Annotated in this window: 14 protein-coding genes and 2 tRNA genes; 10 read left to right on the top strand and 6 right to left on the bottom strand. The window is 65.7% G+C overall.

The features are described from left to right. The first annotated feature begins 1 nt into the window (after position 1). A complete protein-coding gene (locus tag BSY239_RS10820; protein WP_069048926.1) occupies positions 2 to 1432 on the top strand; it encodes an efflux transporter outer membrane subunit in 1431 nt (476 codons plus the stop codon). Positions 1433 to 1627: 195 nt separating this feature from the next. On the opposite strand, the gene BSY239_RS10815 is transcribed toward BSY239_RS10820, so the two are convergent. The 4 genes from BSY239_RS10815 to earP form a co-directional block, all read right to left on the bottom strand. Beyond that, positions 1628 to 2497, bottom strand: a complete 870-nt coding sequence (locus BSY239_RS10815) for a TIGR00730 family Rossman fold protein (RefSeq protein ID WP_069046855.1) — start codon at positions 2495 to 2497, stop codon at positions 1628 to 1630. Between the two features lie 40 nt (positions 2498 to 2537). Further along, on the bottom strand, positions 2538 to 3416 hold the full coding sequence (locus BSY239_RS10810; protein ID WP_069048925.1) for an AEC family transporter: 879 nt from the start codon (positions 3414 to 3416) through the stop codon (positions 2538 to 2540). A gap of 71 nt (positions 3417 to 3487) precedes the next feature. Then, positions 3488 to 4042, bottom strand: a complete 555-nt coding sequence (efp, locus tag BSY239_RS10805; protein WP_069046854.1) for an elongation factor P — start codon at positions 4040 to 4042, stop codon at positions 3488 to 3490. A gap of 151 nt (positions 4043 to 4193) precedes the next feature. Then, the gene (earP, locus tag BSY239_RS10800) at positions 4194 to 5255 is read right to left on the bottom strand and encodes an elongation factor P maturation arginine rhamnosyltransferase EarP (RefSeq protein WP_083240186.1); all 1062 of its coding nucleotides are present in this window, start codon (positions 5253 to 5255) and stop codon (positions 4194 to 4196) included. A gap of 50 nt (positions 5256 to 5305) precedes the next feature. Between earP and uvrC the strand changes: the two genes are divergently transcribed. Then, positions 5306 to 7390: an excinuclease ABC subunit UvrC gene (gene uvrC, locus BSY239_RS10795; protein ID WP_069046852.1), complete on the top strand. Its 2085-nt coding sequence runs from the start codon at positions 5306 to 5308 to the stop codon at positions 7388 to 7390. A 9-nt stretch (positions 7391 to 7399) separates the two neighbouring features. Here uvrC and BSY239_RS10790 read toward each other — a convergent pair whose 3' ends face one another. After that, a complete protein-coding gene (locus BSY239_RS10790; RefSeq protein ID WP_069046851.1) occupies positions 7400 to 8020 on the bottom strand; it encodes a toxin-activating lysine-acyltransferase in 621 nt (206 codons plus the stop codon). Positions 8021 to 8287: 267 nt separating this feature from the next. On the opposite strand from BSY239_RS10790, the gene pgsA reads away from it, so the two are divergent. Then, positions 8288 to 8857: a CDP-diacylglycerol--glycerol-3-phosphate 3-phosphatidyltransferase gene (gene pgsA, locus BSY239_RS10785; protein WP_069046850.1), complete on the top strand. Its 570-nt coding sequence runs from the start codon at positions 8288 to 8290 to the stop codon at positions 8855 to 8857. Between the two features lie 10 nt (positions 8858 to 8867). Then, positions 8868 to 9758 carry a DMT family transporter gene (locus BSY239_RS10780; RefSeq protein WP_069046849.1) on the top strand — a complete coding sequence of 297 codons (891 nt, stop codon included), beginning with the start codon at positions 8868 to 8870 and terminating at the stop codon, positions 9756 to 9758. On the opposite strand, the gene BSY239_RS10775 is transcribed toward BSY239_RS10780, so the two are convergent. After that, entirely contained in the window at positions 9715 to 10695 is a 981-nt protein-coding gene (locus BSY239_RS10775) for a LysR family transcriptional regulator (protein ID WP_069046848.1), read from the bottom strand. The genes BSY239_RS10780 and BSY239_RS10775 overlap by 44 nt on opposite strands. Positions 10696 to 10787: 92 nt before the next feature. On the opposite strand from BSY239_RS10775, the gene BSY239_RS10770 reads away from it, so the two are divergent. From BSY239_RS10770 to BSY239_RS10745, 6 genes are all read left to right on the top strand, one after another. Next, a complete protein-coding gene (locus BSY239_RS10770) occupies positions 10788 to 11879 on the top strand; it encodes a tartrate dehydrogenase (protein ID WP_069048924.1) in 1092 nt (363 codons plus the stop codon). 253 nt (positions 11880 to 12132) lie between these two features. Continuing rightward, a complete protein-coding gene (locus BSY239_RS10765) occupies positions 12133 to 12405 on the top strand; it encodes an HU family DNA-binding protein (protein WP_056273362.1) in 273 nt (90 codons plus the stop codon). Between the two features lie 22 nt (positions 12406 to 12427). Next, positions 12428 to 12503: transfer RNA gene (locus tag BSY239_RS10760), tRNA-Val, on the top strand. Positions 12504 to 12591: 88 nt separating this feature from the next. Next, the gene (locus tag BSY239_RS10755) at positions 12592 to 14514 is read left to right on the top strand and encodes a SurA N-terminal domain-containing protein (RefSeq protein WP_069046847.1); all 1923 of its coding nucleotides are present in this window, start codon (positions 12592 to 12594) and stop codon (positions 14512 to 14514) included. Between the two features lie 61 nt (positions 14515 to 14575). Further along, positions 14576 to 14651, top strand: a tRNA-His gene (locus BSY239_RS10750). 193 nt (positions 14652 to 14844) lie between these two features. Continuing rightward, on the top strand, positions 14845 to 15516 hold the full coding sequence (locus BSY239_RS10745) for a GntR family transcriptional regulator (RefSeq protein WP_069046846.1): 672 nt from the start codon (positions 14845 to 14847) through the stop codon (positions 15514 to 15516). Position 15517 lies beyond the last annotated feature (1 nt).

The following is a 15517-nucleotide window of genomic DNA, read 5'->3' as shown; positions in this document are numbered from 1 at the left end:
GATGAGCCACCTTCGCTTCGGAGCCCTGAGCCTCGCGGTTCTTGCGCTCTCCGCCTGTTCGTTCACGCCCAGGTACGAGCGCCCCGCCGCACCCGTGGCCGCCACCTTCCCCGGTCAAGCCGCACCCGTCGCGGCCCAAGGCGACAACATGGCCTGGCGCGAGTTCGTGGGCGATGCCCGCTTGCGCGACCTGATCGCGCTGGCGCTGGCCAACAACCGCGACCTGCGCGTGGCCACGCTCAACATCGAGCAGGTGCGTGCGCAGTACCAGATCCGCCGCGCCGACCAGTTCCCGTCGGTGGGCCTGGCCGCAGCCGGCAACCGCCAGCCCGATGGCAATGGCGGCATCGCCAGCACCTACAGCGTGGGCCTGGCCCTGAGCAGCTGGGAGATCGATTTCTTCGGACGCCTCGGCAGTCTCAAAGAGGCGGCGCTGGCCCAGTACCTCGCCAGCGAAGAGGCGCGCCACGCTGCGCAAACCAGTCTGGTGGCGGCCGTGGCCAGCACCTGGCTGAGCCTGCAGACCAACGACGAGCTGCTGGCCCTGACCCAGCGCACCGTCGCCACCCGCCAGGACTCCTTGCGACTGAGCCAGCTGCGCTTTGACAACGGCGCCACTTCCGCGCTGGACCTGCGCCAGGCCGAGTCGCTCACGGCTGCCGCGCAGTCCGCGCTGGCCCAGCAGCGCAGAGCGCGTGCGCTCGACCTCAACGCGCTCACGCTGCTGGTGGGCCAGACGCCGCCACCCTCACTGCTGCCCGCGCCTCCCACCGTGCCCGAAGCCATCACGGCCAACAACGCGGTTGCTGTGCCGGTGGCGCCCGTGCCCGCCGCAGCCATGCTGCGCGATGTGCCGGCGGGCCTGCCGTCCGACCTGCTCACGCGCCGCCCGGACATCCGTCAGGCCGAGCAGCAGCTGATCGCGGCCAACGCCAACATCGGTGCGGCGCGCGCGGCGTTCTTCCCGCGCATCTCGCTCACCGCCAGCGCGGGCACGGCCAGCAGCAGTCTTTCGGGCTTGTTTGAAAGCGGCTCCTGGGGCTTCACGCTCGCGCCACAGGCGCTGTTGCCGATCTTTGATGCCGGGCGCAACAACGCCAACCTCGGCTCCGCCAAGGCCGCGCGCGACATCGCGGTGGCTCAGTACGAGAAATCGATCCAGACCGCGTTCCGCGAGGTGGCGGATGCGCTGGCCGGCAGCGCCACGCTGGGCGACCAGCTCACGGCCCAGCAGCTGCAGGCCACGGCCGAGGCCGAGCGTTTCCGCCTGGCAGAACTGCGCTACCGCAACGGGGTGTCGAGTTTCCTGGACGTGCTGGACGCGCAGCGTTCGCTGTTCACGACGCAGCAGGCGCTGGCGCAAACGCGGCTGGCGCAACAGCAAAACCGGGTGGCTTTGTACAAAGCCCTGGGTGGCGGCTGGACAGAGTAACTGGCCCCCACGCTCCCCCGCTGTGCGAGGTCCGCTGCGCCCCAGGGGGGGGGCTGATCCGGCTTGGGGCGGCCCGGCGCCGGATCGACTGGCTCCGGAGTGCTGTGTCTTGCCCAAGGCACCCGAGGATCCGGCTCCGCCGGTCCCAGGGTGCGCCCCCCTTTCAAGGGGGGACGCGCGAAGCGCGGCGGGGGGTTATGTCTTCAAATCGTAGAACTTCACGATGTGTTGCCACGCCACCTGTGGATCGTCCACGTACTGGAAAAGCTCCAGGTCGTCGGGTGAGATCGCGCCTTCTTCCACCAGCACATCGAGGTTGATCAGGCGCTTCCAGTAGCTTGAGCCGAACAGCAGGATCGGCACCGGCTTGGCCTTCTTGCATTGCACCAGCGTGATCACCTCGAACAGCTCGTCGAGCGTGCCAAAGCCACCGGGGAAGGCGAGGAGGGCCTTGGCGCGCATCATGAAATGCATCTTGCGCAGCGCGAAGTAGTGGAACTTGAAACTCAGCTCGGGTGACACATACGGGTTGGCCGCTTGCTCGTGCGGCAGCGCGATGTTCAGGCCCACGTTGAGCGCGCCTTCGTCGTGTGCACCGCGGCTGGCGGCTTCCATGATGCCGGGGCCGCCGCCCGTGCAGATGTACAGCTGGTCGGCCGTGGGGCAGCTGGCGCTGTAGCGTGCCACCGTGCGGGCGAATTCGCGGGCGTGGTCGTAGTAAGGCGCATTGCGCACCATGGCTTTGGCGCGTGCGATATCTGCCGCCTCACCACTGCGCTCTGCACGCACCAGCATCTCTTGCGCTTCGCTGGCTTCGCGAAAGCGCGCGCTGCCGAACACCACCACCGTGTTTTCAATGCCGGCGTCACGTTGTGCCAGGTCGGGCTTGAGCATCTCCAGCTGAAAGCGGATGCCCCGTGTTTCGCGGCGCAGCAGAAATTCGGGGTCGGCAAAGGCGAGGCGGTAGGCGTCGGCGTGCAGGGCATTGCCTTCGTTGGCGTGGGTTTGCAGCTCGGCCCAGGCATCGGCCAGGCGCCGTTCGTTGAGGTTCTGTTTGGTTTCCATGAGAGGCTCCTTGAATCGTCAGTGTCGGTGACTTGTGTGACTACAGTCCGAGCGCCAGGGCCAGCGGCACGAACAGGATGGCCAGCGCATTGCCCAGCATGATCATGGCGCCCACCTTGTCGGGCTCCTGGTGGTAACGCTCGGCGAGCATGAACTGCATCACCGCCGGGGGCAGGGCGGCGAACAGCAGCAGCTGTCCGCGCGCCGCACCCTCCAGGCCGAGTGCCCAGGCCAGCGGAATGCCGATGGCCAGTCCAATGATGGGCCGCGCCAGGGCGCCGAGCAAACCCAGCGCCAGGCCCGAGCGGGTGAGGGCGGTGAGCCGCACGCCCAGTGCGAACAGCATCATGGGCAGCAGCGCGTCGCCCAGCAGCTTCAAACCCGAGAGCACCACGTCGGGTGGGCGCACCTCGGTGAGTGCGCTGATGAAGCCCAGCGCGGTTCCGATCATGAGTGGGCTGGTGAGCAGGTCGCGTGTGCGCGCCAGGCGGCTGGTGATGCGCGCGCCCAGCGAGAAGTGCAGCAGGTTGCTGACCGAAAACAGCGCCACGGACGCGCCGAAGTTGGCCGGGCCGAAGGCCAGCAGCGCCAGCGGCAGGCCCATGTTGCCGCAGTTGTTGAACATCACCACCGGCACCAGGGTGCGCGGCTGTGCGCCGAATGCTTTGGCCAGCGGCCAGGCCAGCAGGCCACTGAGCAGGATGAGCACGGTGCCGCCGAACAGCAGCGCGGTGTGGTCGGCCATGCGGAAGTCGCGCGAGGCCAATGCCGAATACACCAGCAGCGGCGCCAGCACGTCGAGCGCGATGCGGTTGAACACCGACATGTCGGGCACGCTTCGGCGCGCGTAGCCGTAGCCGATGACCACGATCAGGAAGACCGGGATGATGACGTCGGTGATGCGGGCGATCAGGTCCATGGCGCGGGGTGTTGGGTACAAACGAAAGAGGCTCCCGCAGGAGCCTCTTGAACCGAACGATCAGCGTGTGATCAGACCCGTTTGCGGTATTCGCCGGTGCGGGTGTCGATCTCGATCTTGTCGTCCTGCGCAACGAACAAAGGCACCGACACTTCAAAGCCGGTGGCGATCTTGGCGGGCTTGAGCACCTTGCCGGACGTGTCGCCCTTGACGGCGGGTTCGGTCCAGGTGATCACGCGCTCGACGCTGGTGGGCAGTTCGACCGAGATGGCCTTGCCGTCGTAGAACACCACTTCCACGGTCATGCCGTCTTCGAGGTAGTTCAGTGCGTCGCCCATGTTCTCGGCTTCCACCTCGTACTGGTTGAAGTCGGCGTCCATGCAGACGTACATCGGGTCGGCGAAGTAGGAGTAGGTGCACTCCTTCTTGTCCAGAATGATCTGGTCCATCTTGTCGTCGGCCTTGCAGACGACTTCGGTGGCCATGTTGTTGAGCAGGGCCTTGAGCTTCAGGCGCACGGTGGCGGCACCACGGCCGCCGCGGCTGTATTCGGTTTTCAGGACGATCATCGGGTCCTTGCCGTGCATGATGACGTTGCCGGCGCGGAGTTCTTGAGCGATTTTCATAAGGGTTCCAACGGTTGGGCCGCGTGCTCCCGGCGTGGGCTGGACACCCGGGAACTTAGCTGATGGCTGCGATCTGTGCGGCGAGGCAGACGGCTGGCGGAAGCGGTGGCCGACGTGTTGTCCGGGCCGGATTTCCGCAAAGCCTCGAATTTTATCGCTTTTCCTGTGCGAAGCGGCCCAGCTGGCTGGCCAGGTCGGGCTGGGCGAGCAGGCGCTGGCGCGCAGACAGCACGCAGGCTCGCCATTCGACCAGCGTCGCGGCGTCGGGCCACACCGGGGCGGCGCTGCCGATGCCGTTCCAGGCGCGGTGCAGGGCACGCAGCGTGGGCGGTGCCTGCAGCCAGTCGAGGAAGGCGTCGAGCTTGGCGTGGTGCGCGTCGTCGTGCTGCGGGTAGATCTGCCAGACGAAGGGCTGGCCGGCCCAGAGCGCGCGCACCAGCGAGTCTTCGCCGCGCACGAAGTTGAGGTCGCACGCCCAGAGCAGGTGGTCGAAGTCGGGTTGGGTGAGCAGCGGCAGGGCGTGCAGCTGGCCGGTCGGGGAAGCCTGCGCCGCGCGCCAGGCGCGCCCGGGCGTGACCAGCCATTGCCATGACGCTTGCGCTGACTGGCGCAGCACCTCGGGCAGGCCGGCGGGTTCGTAGCAGAACAGGCTGGCGCGGGGTTGCGCGGATGGCAGGCCCAGGCCGTGCAGCCAGGCTTGGGCGTCAAACGTGGCCTGCCGCTGCAGCAGGTCGGGCTCGCGCAGCAGGCCACCGGTGCGTTCGGTGAAGCCGGGGTAGAAAAACCACTTGGTGAGTCCTCGCAGCGGGCCGCTCATGACCGGCGAGGGCAGGCGGTGCGAGCGCTCCACGTAGGGCTCGGCGCTCAGGTATTCGAGGTTGATCCACACCGGCGGGCGCGCACCGCCGGCCAGGCGCGTGGCGAGGTTGTCGATGCATTCGGGCGGTGGCTCGCAGCCAAAGGCCTCGATCCAGACGTCGGCCAGGGGCAACCGGGTTGCTTGTCCGTCGGGCAGTGGTGTGCTCCAGTGCAGCACCTCGATGCCTTCCACCTGGCCTTCGAGTGCGCCGGGCGCCATCCAGGCCAGCGCCTGCGGATCGTCGAGCCACAGGCGCACGTGTTCGCCGCGGCGTGCGAGTTCGGCCGAGAGCCGCCAGCACACGCCCACGTCGCCGAAGTTGTCGATCACCCTGCAGAAAATGTCCCAACGCATGACCGCCATTGTCGCGGCATGGCTTTCAAGGCCGCGCACAATACGCGCCCATGTCCAGCACGCCCATCCCAGCCAGCCATTCCGACCAACTGCTCAGCGAAGTGGCCGCACTCCCCGGGCTGCCCGGCGTGTACCGCTATTTCGACGCGCAGGGCCAGCTGCTCTACGTGGGCAAGGCGCGCAACCTGAGGAAGCGCGTGTCGAGTTATTTCCAGAAGAGCCACGACGGCACGCGCATCGGCCACATGATCAGCAAGATCGTGCGCATGGAGACCACGGTGGTGCGCTCCGAGGCCGAGGCGTTGCTGCTGGAGAACAACCTCATCAAGACGTTGAACCCCAAGTTCAACATCCTGTTCCGCGACGACAAGAGCTACCCATACCTCAAGATCACGGGCACGCGCGAAACCTTCCGCACCTCGGCCAGGATGCCGGTGCCCTCGCTCGCGTTTCCACGCATGGCGTACTACCGCGGCGTGGTGGACCGGCGTCACAGCTATTACGGGCCCTATCCCAGCGCCTGGGCGGTCAAGGAATCCATCACGCTGCTGCAGAAGGTGTTTCGCCTGCGCACCTGCGAAGACACGGTGTTTGCCAACCGCACGCGGCCTTGCCTGCTCTACCAGATCAAGCGCTGCAGCGGCCCCTGTGTGGACTTGGTCGACAGCGAGGACTACGCGCGCGACGTGCAGGACGCCGAGCGTTTTCTGCGGGGTGAAACGCAGGCCGTGCTCGATGCGCTGGAACAGCGCATGCTGGGGCACGCCGAAAAACTCGAGTTTGAACAGGCCGCCGAGCTGCGCAACCAGATGACCGCGCTCTCGCGCGTGTTGCACCAGCAGACCATGGACAACCTGTCCGACAAGGACGTAGACGTGCTGGCGGTCAAGGTGCATGGTGGACGCGCCTGCGTGAACCTGGCCATGGTGCGCGGCGGGCGCCACCTCGGCGACCGGCCGTATTTTCCCGCGCATGTGGACGACGCCACCGCGATCGACAACGCGCTTTCTGAAGAAGGCGATGCGCCCACCGGCGACCCGGCCGAGCGCGTGGCCGTGCAGGTGCTCGAAGCCTTCATTGCCCAGCACTACCTGGGCATTGCCATGCCCCAGATCCTGGTGACCAGCCACGCGGTGGGCCGGCCGCTGCTGGACGCGTTGTCCGAACAAACAGGTGCCAAGGTGAGCGCGGTGCACAACCCGCGCGAGCACCGCCGCAGCTGGCTGGAGATGGCGCAGAAGAACGCCGACATCGCGCTGGCGCGGCTGCTGGCCGAAGAGGGCAGCCAGCAGGCGCGCACCCGCGCACTGGCCGATGCCCTGCAGCTGCCCGACGACCAGCTCGATACCCTGCGCATCGAGTGCTTCGACATTTCGCACACGGCCGGTGAATCCACCCAGGCCTCGTGTGTGGTGTTCGAAGGCCACAAGATGCAAAACAGCCAGTACCGCCGCTACAAGATCGAAGGCATCACCGGCGGCGACGACTACGCCGCCATGAAGCAGGTGCTGCTGCGGCGCTACGGCAAGATCGCCGAGGCGATGCGCTCGGACGACGTACCGCCGCCGGACCTCACCGTTCCGGCTGAGCCCGCCCTTGGACAGGCTCAGGACGATCGGCGTGCTGACCAGGACGCATCGGATGCTTTGTCTGCCGAACCCACCGCGGAGTCCATCACCGGCCCGCGCATGCCCGACCTGGTGCTCATCGACGGAGGCAAAGGGCAGGTGAGCATGGCGCGCGAGGTGTTCCAGCAACTGGGCCTGGACCTCTCACTCATCGTGGGTGTGGAAAAAGGCGAGGGCCGCAAGGTCGGTCTGGAAGAGTTGGTGTTCGCCGATGGCCGCGAGAAGGTCTACCTGGGCCACGACTCCGCGGCGTTGATGCTGGTGGCACAGATCCGCGACGAAGCGCACCGTTTTGCCATCACCGGCATGCGCGCCCAGCGCGCCAAGGTGCGCACCGGCGGCAGCAAGCTCGAAGACATCCCGGGTGTGGGGCCGAAGAAACGGGCGCGTTTGCTGCAGCGTTTCGGCGGTGTGCGTGGCGTGGCGTCAGCCAGCGTGGACGACCTGTGCACCGTGGAAGGCATCTCGGCCGAGCTGGCCGACGCCATCTACCGCGCCCTGCATTGACCCGGCGGATCAGGCGAACGTGCTGCCGTGCATGCCGTGGTGAAGCAGTTCGGCTGGAACGGTGGCTGCCCATGGCGAAGCGCAGGGCAATGACGGTGTGCTTCTGGGACCACTCAGGATCGGACGTTCGGCCCACCAGGCCTTCGCCGCGTCACCCGAGCATGTGTCACCCAGCCACGTCTTGACCCGGCTCGAGCTCCATTCTGGGCGCCGGCGCAGGCTGCGTGCGGTCTGGCGTGCAAACAGCTCCAGCATCCGGTGGCGCAGCTGCAGCGATTGACCGAAGGGCGAGACCCAATCGATCAGCCAGAGCCGGTCACCGCTTCGCCAGTCGGCTGGCGCCAAGGGGGTGGAGGGGTCCTTGATGAAACGGCTCTCGGCCTGTGCGTTCAGACAGGCGTAGAGCAGCAAGGCCACCGGGTCCCGCTGTTGGTTGTGCTTGCCGGTGCAGACCAGCACATACTGACCTTGCCGGATCGGCTCCAGCAGGCGCTTTTCCAGGTTCTTGATGGAGAGTTGTCGGTGGCGGGGCACTTGCATCCAGAGCCAAACGGCCGCGCCAAACGCCTCGCCGATGCGATTGGCTTGTCCGGTGAGTTGCGGTGCTTGAAGGTGGTGCGTCGTGTGCATGGTCAGGCTCCTGCTCGGGTGTGGGATCCGCGCTGCGCGGATGGTTGAAATGCATTCCAAAGGATTCTTTTTTGGTCGATTGATTGTCTTTCAAGTAATTGTTTGGAATGCTTTTGACGGTGGGAAAAACGGCATGAAGTCGGGGCCTCCGTGAGAAAGTCCGCGAGCCTGTTCCCGCTCACTGCCCAAGCTGCGGCACGCAGCCTGCGCAGAGGCCGCGTATGGCAACGCAGCGGGGCTGCTTGACCCAGCCCGCATAATCGCGCTATGTTTTTCAACCTCCCCACCCTGCTCACCTGGGCACGCATCGTGGCCATCCCGCTGATCGTGGGGGTGTTCTATCTGGAAGACATGAGCGTGGCGCAGCAGAACCTGATCGCCACGGTGATGTTTGTCGTGTTCGCACTGACCGACTGGGCCGACGGCTATCTCGCGCGCAGGCTCAACCAGACCTCGGCTTTCGGGGCATTTCTTGATCCGGTGGCCGACAAGTTCCTGGTGTGCGCGGCGCTGCTGGTGCTGGTGCACCTGGACCGTGCCGATGTGTTTGTCGCACTCATCATCATCGGCCGCGAGATCGCCATCTCGTCCCTGCGCGAGTGGATGGCCATCATTGGCGCCACCAAGAGTGTGGCGGTGCACATGATCGGCAAGATCAAGACCACCGTGCAGATGGTGGCGATTCCGTTCCTGCTGTTCGACGGCACGCTGTTCCAGCTGATCGACACGCGGCTCTGGGGCACCTGGCTGATCTGGATCTCGGCCGTGCTCACGGTGTGGTCGATGGTGTACTACCTGCAGAAGGCCATTCCCGAAATCCGGGCGAAGTCGCGCTGAGGCCTTGGCGATGCATTCCCCGACGCAAGACAATGCGTGGCTGCGCGCCATGCCCTGGGTGTTCGTGCTGATCTGGAGCACCGGTTTCATCGTGGCGCGCTACGGCATGCCGCACGCTCCGCCCATGAAGTTCCTCGCGGTGCGCTATGCGCTCTCCATCGCCTGTTTCCTGCCCTGGATCGTGCTCGCCGGTGTGAAGTGGCCCACCACCCGCACGCAGTGGTTCCACCTCGCGGTGACCGGTGTGCTGATGCACGCGGGTTATCTGGGTGGTGTGTGGGCAGCGGTCAAGGCGGGCATGGGCTCGGGCCTGTCTTCGCTCATCGTCGGCCTGCAGCCGGTGCTCACCGCGATCTGGCTCTCCGGCACCGGCTCCAAGGTGAGCAAGCGCCAGTGGCTCGGTCTGGTGTTGGGATTCGCCGGCCTGGTGCTGGTGGTCTCGCGCAAGTTCGGCGCCGGTGGGCCGGGCGATCAGGCCAACTGGTTCAACCTGTCGCTGGCGGTCATGGCCCTGTTTGCCATCACCATCGGCACGCTTTACCAGAAGCGTTTTGTGGCGGCTTGCGATGTGCGCACCGCCAATGCGGTGCAGCTGCTCGCTGCACTGCTCGTCACGCTGCCGCTGACTTTGCTGGAAGCGGAGTCGATGCGCTGGAACGGTGAACTGGTGGGCGCCATGGCCTGGAGTGTGCTGGGCCTCACGCTGGGCGGCAGCTCGCTGCTGTACCTGCTGATCCAGCGCGGTGCTGCGGCCAGTGTCACCAGCCTCATGTACCTCGTGCCTCCGTGCACCGCGCTGATCGCGTGGGTGCTGTTCGCCGAGCCCATCACCGCCGTCACGCTGGCCGGCACCGCGCTCACCGCTTTTGGCGTGAGCCTGGTGGTGCGCGCTTCGCGCTAGGGGCACGCCGAGCGGGTTTCCAGGGTTCCTTGCGGAAGCGCTCCGCCAGAAAGTCCACCAACAGGCGGATGCGCCGCGGGGTCTGGGAGCGGAAGGGCGCGAGCCAGTGGATGTCGGCGTCCGCCATCGCCTGATCGGGCAGGACCCGCACGAGTTCTCCGCTGGCCAGCTGCGGCGCAATGTCCCACAGGCTGCGCAACATGATGCCGCGACCTGCCAGGCACCAGTCACGCACCATCTCGCCCGAGTTGCTGGAGAGCGGACCGTTCACCGGCACATGTTTCACCTGCGTTTCACCCGTACTCTGCAGCCGCCAGTGGTCGAAACGCCGGCCAGGCCCGCCACCGTTTTCGCGCACCACCAGACAGCTGTGGCTGGCGAGGTCTTGCAGCGTGCGGGGTGTGCCGTGTTGCTGCAAATAACCGGGTGCGGCCACCAGCACGCGCTGGTTGCCGGCGAGTCGCCGCGACACCCATTCAGCCGCGCGTTCGTTCGGTGCATTCCAGAGCCAGATGGCGCCATCAAACCCGTCCACCGCCAGGTCGGGCAGCTGTTCGGTGAGCTGCAACTGCACCTGCACACCGGGGTGCCCCGCCTGGAAATCGGCAATCGCCGGGCCCACCCAGAGGCGGCCAAACCCGAAGGTGGCCGCCAGGCGCACCGGTCCGGCGGGTTCGGCCTGGCGTTCGCGCAATTCGGCCTGCACGTCGTCGAACGCGCGCAGCAGGTGCACCGCGCGTTCGCACAGCGTGTCGCCTTCGGCCGTGGGGCTCACGCGCCGCGTGGTGCGCTGGAACAGTTTCAGACCCAGACCCGCCTCCAGCGCGGCCAGGCGCTTCGTCACGGCCGAGGGGGCCACGCGCAGCGCGCGGGCGGCCATCACCAAGCTGCCGTGTTGGCGCACGGCGAGCACGAGTTCCAGATCGGGGCGGTCCAATTGTTTCCTTTCTGGATTGAATCAATTGCCGGATTATTGCTTCGGCGCGGGCTATGCTGGCGACTTTCCAAGACCTGACCGAAGGAGCATCCATGAGCCAGCACCGCATCGCCGTCATCGCCGGAGACGGCATCGGCACCGAAGTCATGCCCGAGGGCATCCGCGTGCTCGAAGCTGCGGCAACGAAGTTCGGCATCGATCTGCAGTTCGACCACTTCGACTTCTCCAGCTGCAACTACTTCGAGCGCCACGGCAAGATGCTGCCCGACGACTGGAAAGACCAGATCGGCGGGCACGAAGCCATCTACTTCGGTGCGGTGGGCTGGCCCGACAAGGTGCCCGACCACATCTCGTTGTGGGGTTCGCTGCTGTTGTTTCGCCGCGAGTTCGACCAGTACGTCAACGTGCGGCCCGCGCGCCTCATGCCCGGTGTGATCGCGCCGGTGGTTCGGCGCGACGGCAGCGCTCGCGCGCCGGGCGAAATCGACATGGTGATCGTGCGCGAGAACACCGAGGGTGAGTACTCCAGCATCGGGGGGCGCATGTACCCCGGCACCGAGCGCGAGATCGTGATGCAGGAAACCGTGATGTCGCGCATCGGTGTGGACCGCGTGCTGCGCTACGCCTTCGAGACCGCGCGCTCGCGGCCCAAGAAACACCTGACCAGCGCCACCAAGAGCAACGGCATCGCCATCACCATGCCTTACTGGGACGAACGCGTGGCCGAAATGGCCAAGGAGTACCCGGACGTGCGGGTCGACAAGTTCCACATCGACATCCTCACCGCGCACTTCGTGCAGCGCCCCGACTTCTTCGATGTGGTGGTGGGCAGCAACCTGTTCGGCGACATCCTGTCCGACCTGGGCCCGGCCTGCACCGGCACCATCGGCATTGCACCCAGTGCCAACCTCAACCCCACGCGTCAACACCCCTCTTTGTTCGAGCCCGTACACGGATCGGCACCCGACATTGCAGGCAGGGGCATTGCGAACCCGATCGGTCAGATCTGGTGCGGTGCGCTCATGCTCGACTTCCTGGGATACCGCTCGGCGCACGATGCGATGATGAACGCCATCGAAGCGGTGCTGCAACCTGGCAGCGGCGCGCCCCGCACAGCCGACCTGGGTGGAACGGCGAGTACCACCGATGTCGGACGCGCGATTGCGCAGGCGATCAAGGGGTGATCCGGGGCGCTGTGCGCGACGGGACGCCCGTTGAAAGCGTCTAGAATCCTGCCCCTTGTGCCGCCGGGATCGGGCGCGCGACCCTCGTGTATTGACAGGGGTTGCGGCCCATGGGTCTAATCACTTTTCGCGCGTCGTGGTCATCACCTCGTCCAGCGATCAACAGAACCAGTCCCACGGCATCCAACCGCGCCGTTCCAGGACAAGCTTTGTACCTTCGGAACAACTCATCTCATTTCAAGAGGGGCCATTTGTGAACAAAACAGAACTCGTCGAACACATCGCCAAGAACGCCGACATCTCCAAGGCCGCCGCCACGCGCGCACTCGACTCGACCATCACCGCGATCCGCACCACGCTCAAGAAAGGCGGCACCGTGTCGCTCGTGGGCTTTGGCTCGTTTGCCGTGACCAAGCGCCCCGCTCGCAAGGGCCGCAACCCGCGCACCGGCGACGAGATTAAAATCAAGGCCGCCAAGGTGCCGAAGTTCCGTCCGGGCAAGGCCCTCAAAGACGCACTGAACTGAAGGTGACGCCTCTTTCCCGGTGGGGTGCTTAGCTCAGTTGGCAGAGCGGCTCCTTTACACGGAGTAGGTCGGCGGTTCGACCCCGTCAGCACCCACCACCATCGAAAAGGCGAACCCGGGTTCGCCTTTTTTGTTGTCGGCAGCGGCAACACTTTTCATTCCACTTGAAGCAGCAGGGTTCCAGGCATGTTCGATTCCATCCGCAACCACAAGAAGTACCTCATGGGCTTCTTGATGATCCTGATCATTCCCTCGTTCGTTCTGTTCGGCATCGAGGGTTACACCAGACTGGACGGTGCCGGCGAAGCCGTGGCCACGGTCGATGGCACGGAGATCACCCAGGTTGAATGGGATCAGGCGCACCAGGTGGAGTCGCAACGACTGCGCGAGGCCATGCCCACGCTCGATGCCAAACTGCTGGACAGCCCCGAAGCGCGTTACGCCACGCTTGAGCGCCTGGTGCGCGATCGCGTGCTGGCCACCGCTGCCCAAAAGCTCAACCTGTTCACCAGCGACCAGCGCCTGGCCCGTGAACTTCAGCAGAACGAGGCCATTGCTGCCCTGCGCAAACCCGACGGCACGCTGGACGTGGAGGCTTACCGCGCCCTGGTGGCCCGCCAGAACATGACGCCCGAGATGTTCGAAGCCCGCGTTCGGGCCGACCTGTCGCAGCGCCAGGTGTCCCAGTCCATTGTGGGCTCGGGCTTTGCACCCGCGGGCCTGGCCAATGTGTCGCTGAACGCATTCTTCGAGCGCCGCGAAGTGCAGGTGGCTCGCTTCAGCGCAACCGACTACGCGGCTCGCGTGAAGCCCACCGATGCCGAGATTGAAGCTTTCTACAACGCCAACGGGCCGCTGTTCCAGGCGCCCGAGCAGGCCGACATCGAATACCTGGTGCTCGATGCGAGCGCCCTGCAGGCGTCGCTCACGCTCAACGAAGCCGACGTGCGTGCCTACTACGACCAGAACGCCGGACGACTCGCCGGCACCGAAGAACGGCGCGCCAGCCACATCCTGCTGACCGTGCCCGCCGGCGCCCCCGCAGCAGACAAGGAAGCCATTCGCGCCAAGGCCGCCACCCTGCTGGAGCAGGTGCGCAAGAACCCCGCGAGCTTTGCCGAGGTGGCCAAGGCGAACTCACAAGACCCCGGCTCGGCCGTCAATGGCGGTGACCTCGACTTCTTCTCGCGCGGCGCCATGGTCAAGCCGTTCGAAGACGTGGTGTATGCGCTCCCCAAGGGCGGCATCTCGGATCTGGTGGAGACCGAATTCGGCTTTCACATCATCCAGCTCACCGACATCAAAAGCCCTCCGCAGCGCAGCTTTGAAGCCATGAAGCCCGAGATCGAAGCCGAGCTCCGGCAGCAGCAGGCGCAGAAGCAGTTTGCCGAGGCTGCAGAGACCTTCAGCAACCTGGTGTACGAACAGGCCGACAGTCTCAAGCCTGCAGCCGATCGGCTCAAGCTCGAGATTCGCACTGCCCAGGGCGTGCAACGCCAGCCACAAACAGGGTCAACGGGCGTGCTGGCCAACGAGCGTTTGCTGGCCGCTGTGTTCGCGCCCGATGCGGTGGACCAGAAGCGCAACACCGAAGCCATCGAAACCGGCTCCAACCAGCTGGTCTCGGCCCGCGTGGTGAAGCACTCGCCGGCGCGCACTCGACCGCTGGACGAAGTTCGCGAGTCCGTGCGGACCCGTCTGGTGGCACAGCGCTCCGCCGAGCTGGCGCGTGAAGAAGGCGACAAGCAGCTGCAGGCCTGGAAGGCCGGCGGCGCCGCAACAGGCCTTTCCCCCGCTCAGACCGTCTCGCGCGAGAACCCGCAAGGCCTGCCTCAGACCGTGTTGTTGGCTGCGCTCAGTGCCGATCCCAAGAGCCTGCCGGCCTGGGTGGGTGTGCCGCTTGGCGCCGAAGGCTACGCGGTCGTGAAGGTTGAAAAAGTGCTTCCTCGCACCACGCGCGAAGCGCAAGCCCTCGGTCAGGAGGTGCAGCAATACAGCCAGTGGTGGGCCACCGCGGAGAGCTTGGCCTATTACGACACACTCAAGGAGCGCTTCAAGGCCAAGATCCTGGTTGCCGAGCCGGCAACGGCTGCGGTGGCCGCCCGCTGAGCATTTCGGCTCCCGCAGAGGCGGGAGTCGCGCCACTTCGGGCTATAATCTGCGGCTTGCGGTGGCTGTAGCTCAGTTGGTAGAGTCCAGGATTGTGATTCCTGTTGTCGTGGGTTCGAGCCCCATCAGCCACCCCAAAAAATCCAAGTACAAAGCCCGGTTTCGACCGGGCTTTGTCGTTTCTGGCCTTGATGCGGAGCGCGGTTATTGGGCCTGCGCGGACCCTGCACAGGGATAACCCCGGTTCCCGTCCCCATGGACGGCGGTACGATCGGCACGGCCAGGACTTTGATCTTTGATCAAAGTTGACGGGCGACCGAATCCGATCGCATGAATCTCTTGCAGCCTGTTGCCATCAACGAAGCGGTGTACCGCGCGTTGCGCGACCAACTGATGCGCGGCGAATTTGCCGCGGGCCAGTGCCTGGGCATCGAAGAAATCGCCCTGGCGATGAACACCAGCACGATGCCGGTGAGGGCGGCCCTGAACCGGCTGGCGGAGCAGCGCGTCCTGGAGCGCAACAAAAGCCGTTCCATGCAGGTGCCGCTCTTGACCCTGGAACGGCTCGAAGACATTCGCCGCAGCCGCCTGTTGCTGGAGGGCGCGCTCACGGCCTGGGCGACGCCACGGCTCAACCCGTCCGACCTGGATCTGCTCAAAGACCTGGCGCGCAAGATTGCCCGGGCTTTGAAGACGCCATCAACGATCGATCAGGGCCTCGTCCACAACCAAGCCTTTCATTTCACGATTTACCAGGCCGCCAGCTCGCCGACCCTGCTGTCCATGGTGGAGAGTCTGTGGCTCCAGTCCGGTCCTTATCTGAGGGCATCGCGTGAGTTGATGCACCGGGCCCAAGGTCCCGACCTCGCCCTGCACGACCGCATCCTGCAGGCTCTCGTCGACCGCGATGCACCTGCGGCACAAGTGGCCATCGAGCAAGACATTGCCTGGGCATTCGATCGCCTGCGCGCGGTGCCCGACAAACTTTCCATCGCTGCCTGAG

This window comes from Hydrogenophaga sp. RAC07 (assembly GCF_001713375.1).
GTDB lineage: Bacteria > Pseudomonadota > Gammaproteobacteria > Burkholderiales > Burkholderiaceae_C > Hydrogenophaga.
The sequence above is the reverse complement of the archived record's forward strand: the minus strand, read 5'-3'. Positions and strand labels throughout refer to the sequence as shown.

Bases quoted from the DNA above. Each gene is read 5' to 3' on its own strand.
- BSY239_RS10820 (WP_069048926.1), top strand. From the start codon at position 2: ATGAGCCACCTTCGCTTCGGAGCCCTGAGCCTCGCGGTTCTTGCGCTC.
- BSY239_RS10815 (WP_069046855.1), bottom strand. From the start codon at position 2,497: ATGGAAACCAAACAGAACCTCAACGAACGGCGCCTGGCCGATGCCTGG.
- BSY239_RS10810 (WP_069048925.1), bottom strand. From the start codon at position 3,416: ATGGACCTGATCGCCCGCATCACCGACGTCATCATCCCGGTCTTCCTG.
- efp (WP_069046854.1), bottom strand. From the start codon at position 4,042: ATGAAAATCGCTCAAGAACTCCGCGCCGGCAACGTCATCATGCACGGC.
- earP (WP_083240186.1), bottom strand. From the start codon at position 5,255: ATGCGTTGGGACATTTTCTGCAGGGTGATCGACAACTTCGGCGACGTG.
- uvrC (WP_069046852.1), top strand. From the start codon at position 5,306: ATGTCCAGCACGCCCATCCCAGCCAGCCATTCCGACCAACTGCTCAGC.
- BSY239_RS10790 (WP_069046851.1), bottom strand. From the start codon at position 8,020: ATGCACACGACGCACCACCTTCAAGCACCGCAACTCACCGGACAAGCC.
- pgsA (WP_069046850.1), top strand. From the start codon at position 8,288: ATGTTTTTCAACCTCCCCACCCTGCTCACCTGGGCACGCATCGTGGCC.
- BSY239_RS10780 (WP_069046849.1), top strand. From the start codon at position 8,868: ATGCATTCCCCGACGCAAGACAATGCGTGGCTGCGCGCCATGCCCTGG.
- BSY239_RS10770 (WP_069048924.1), top strand. From the start codon at position 10,788: ATGAGCCAGCACCGCATCGCCGTCATCGCCGGAGACGGCATCGGCACC.
- BSY239_RS10755 (WP_069046847.1), top strand. From the start codon at position 12,592: ATGTTCGATTCCATCCGCAACCACAAGAAGTACCTCATGGGCTTCTTG.
- BSY239_RS10745 (WP_069046846.1), top strand. From the start codon at position 14,845: ATGAATCTCTTGCAGCCTGTTGCCATCAACGAAGCGGTGTACCGCGCG.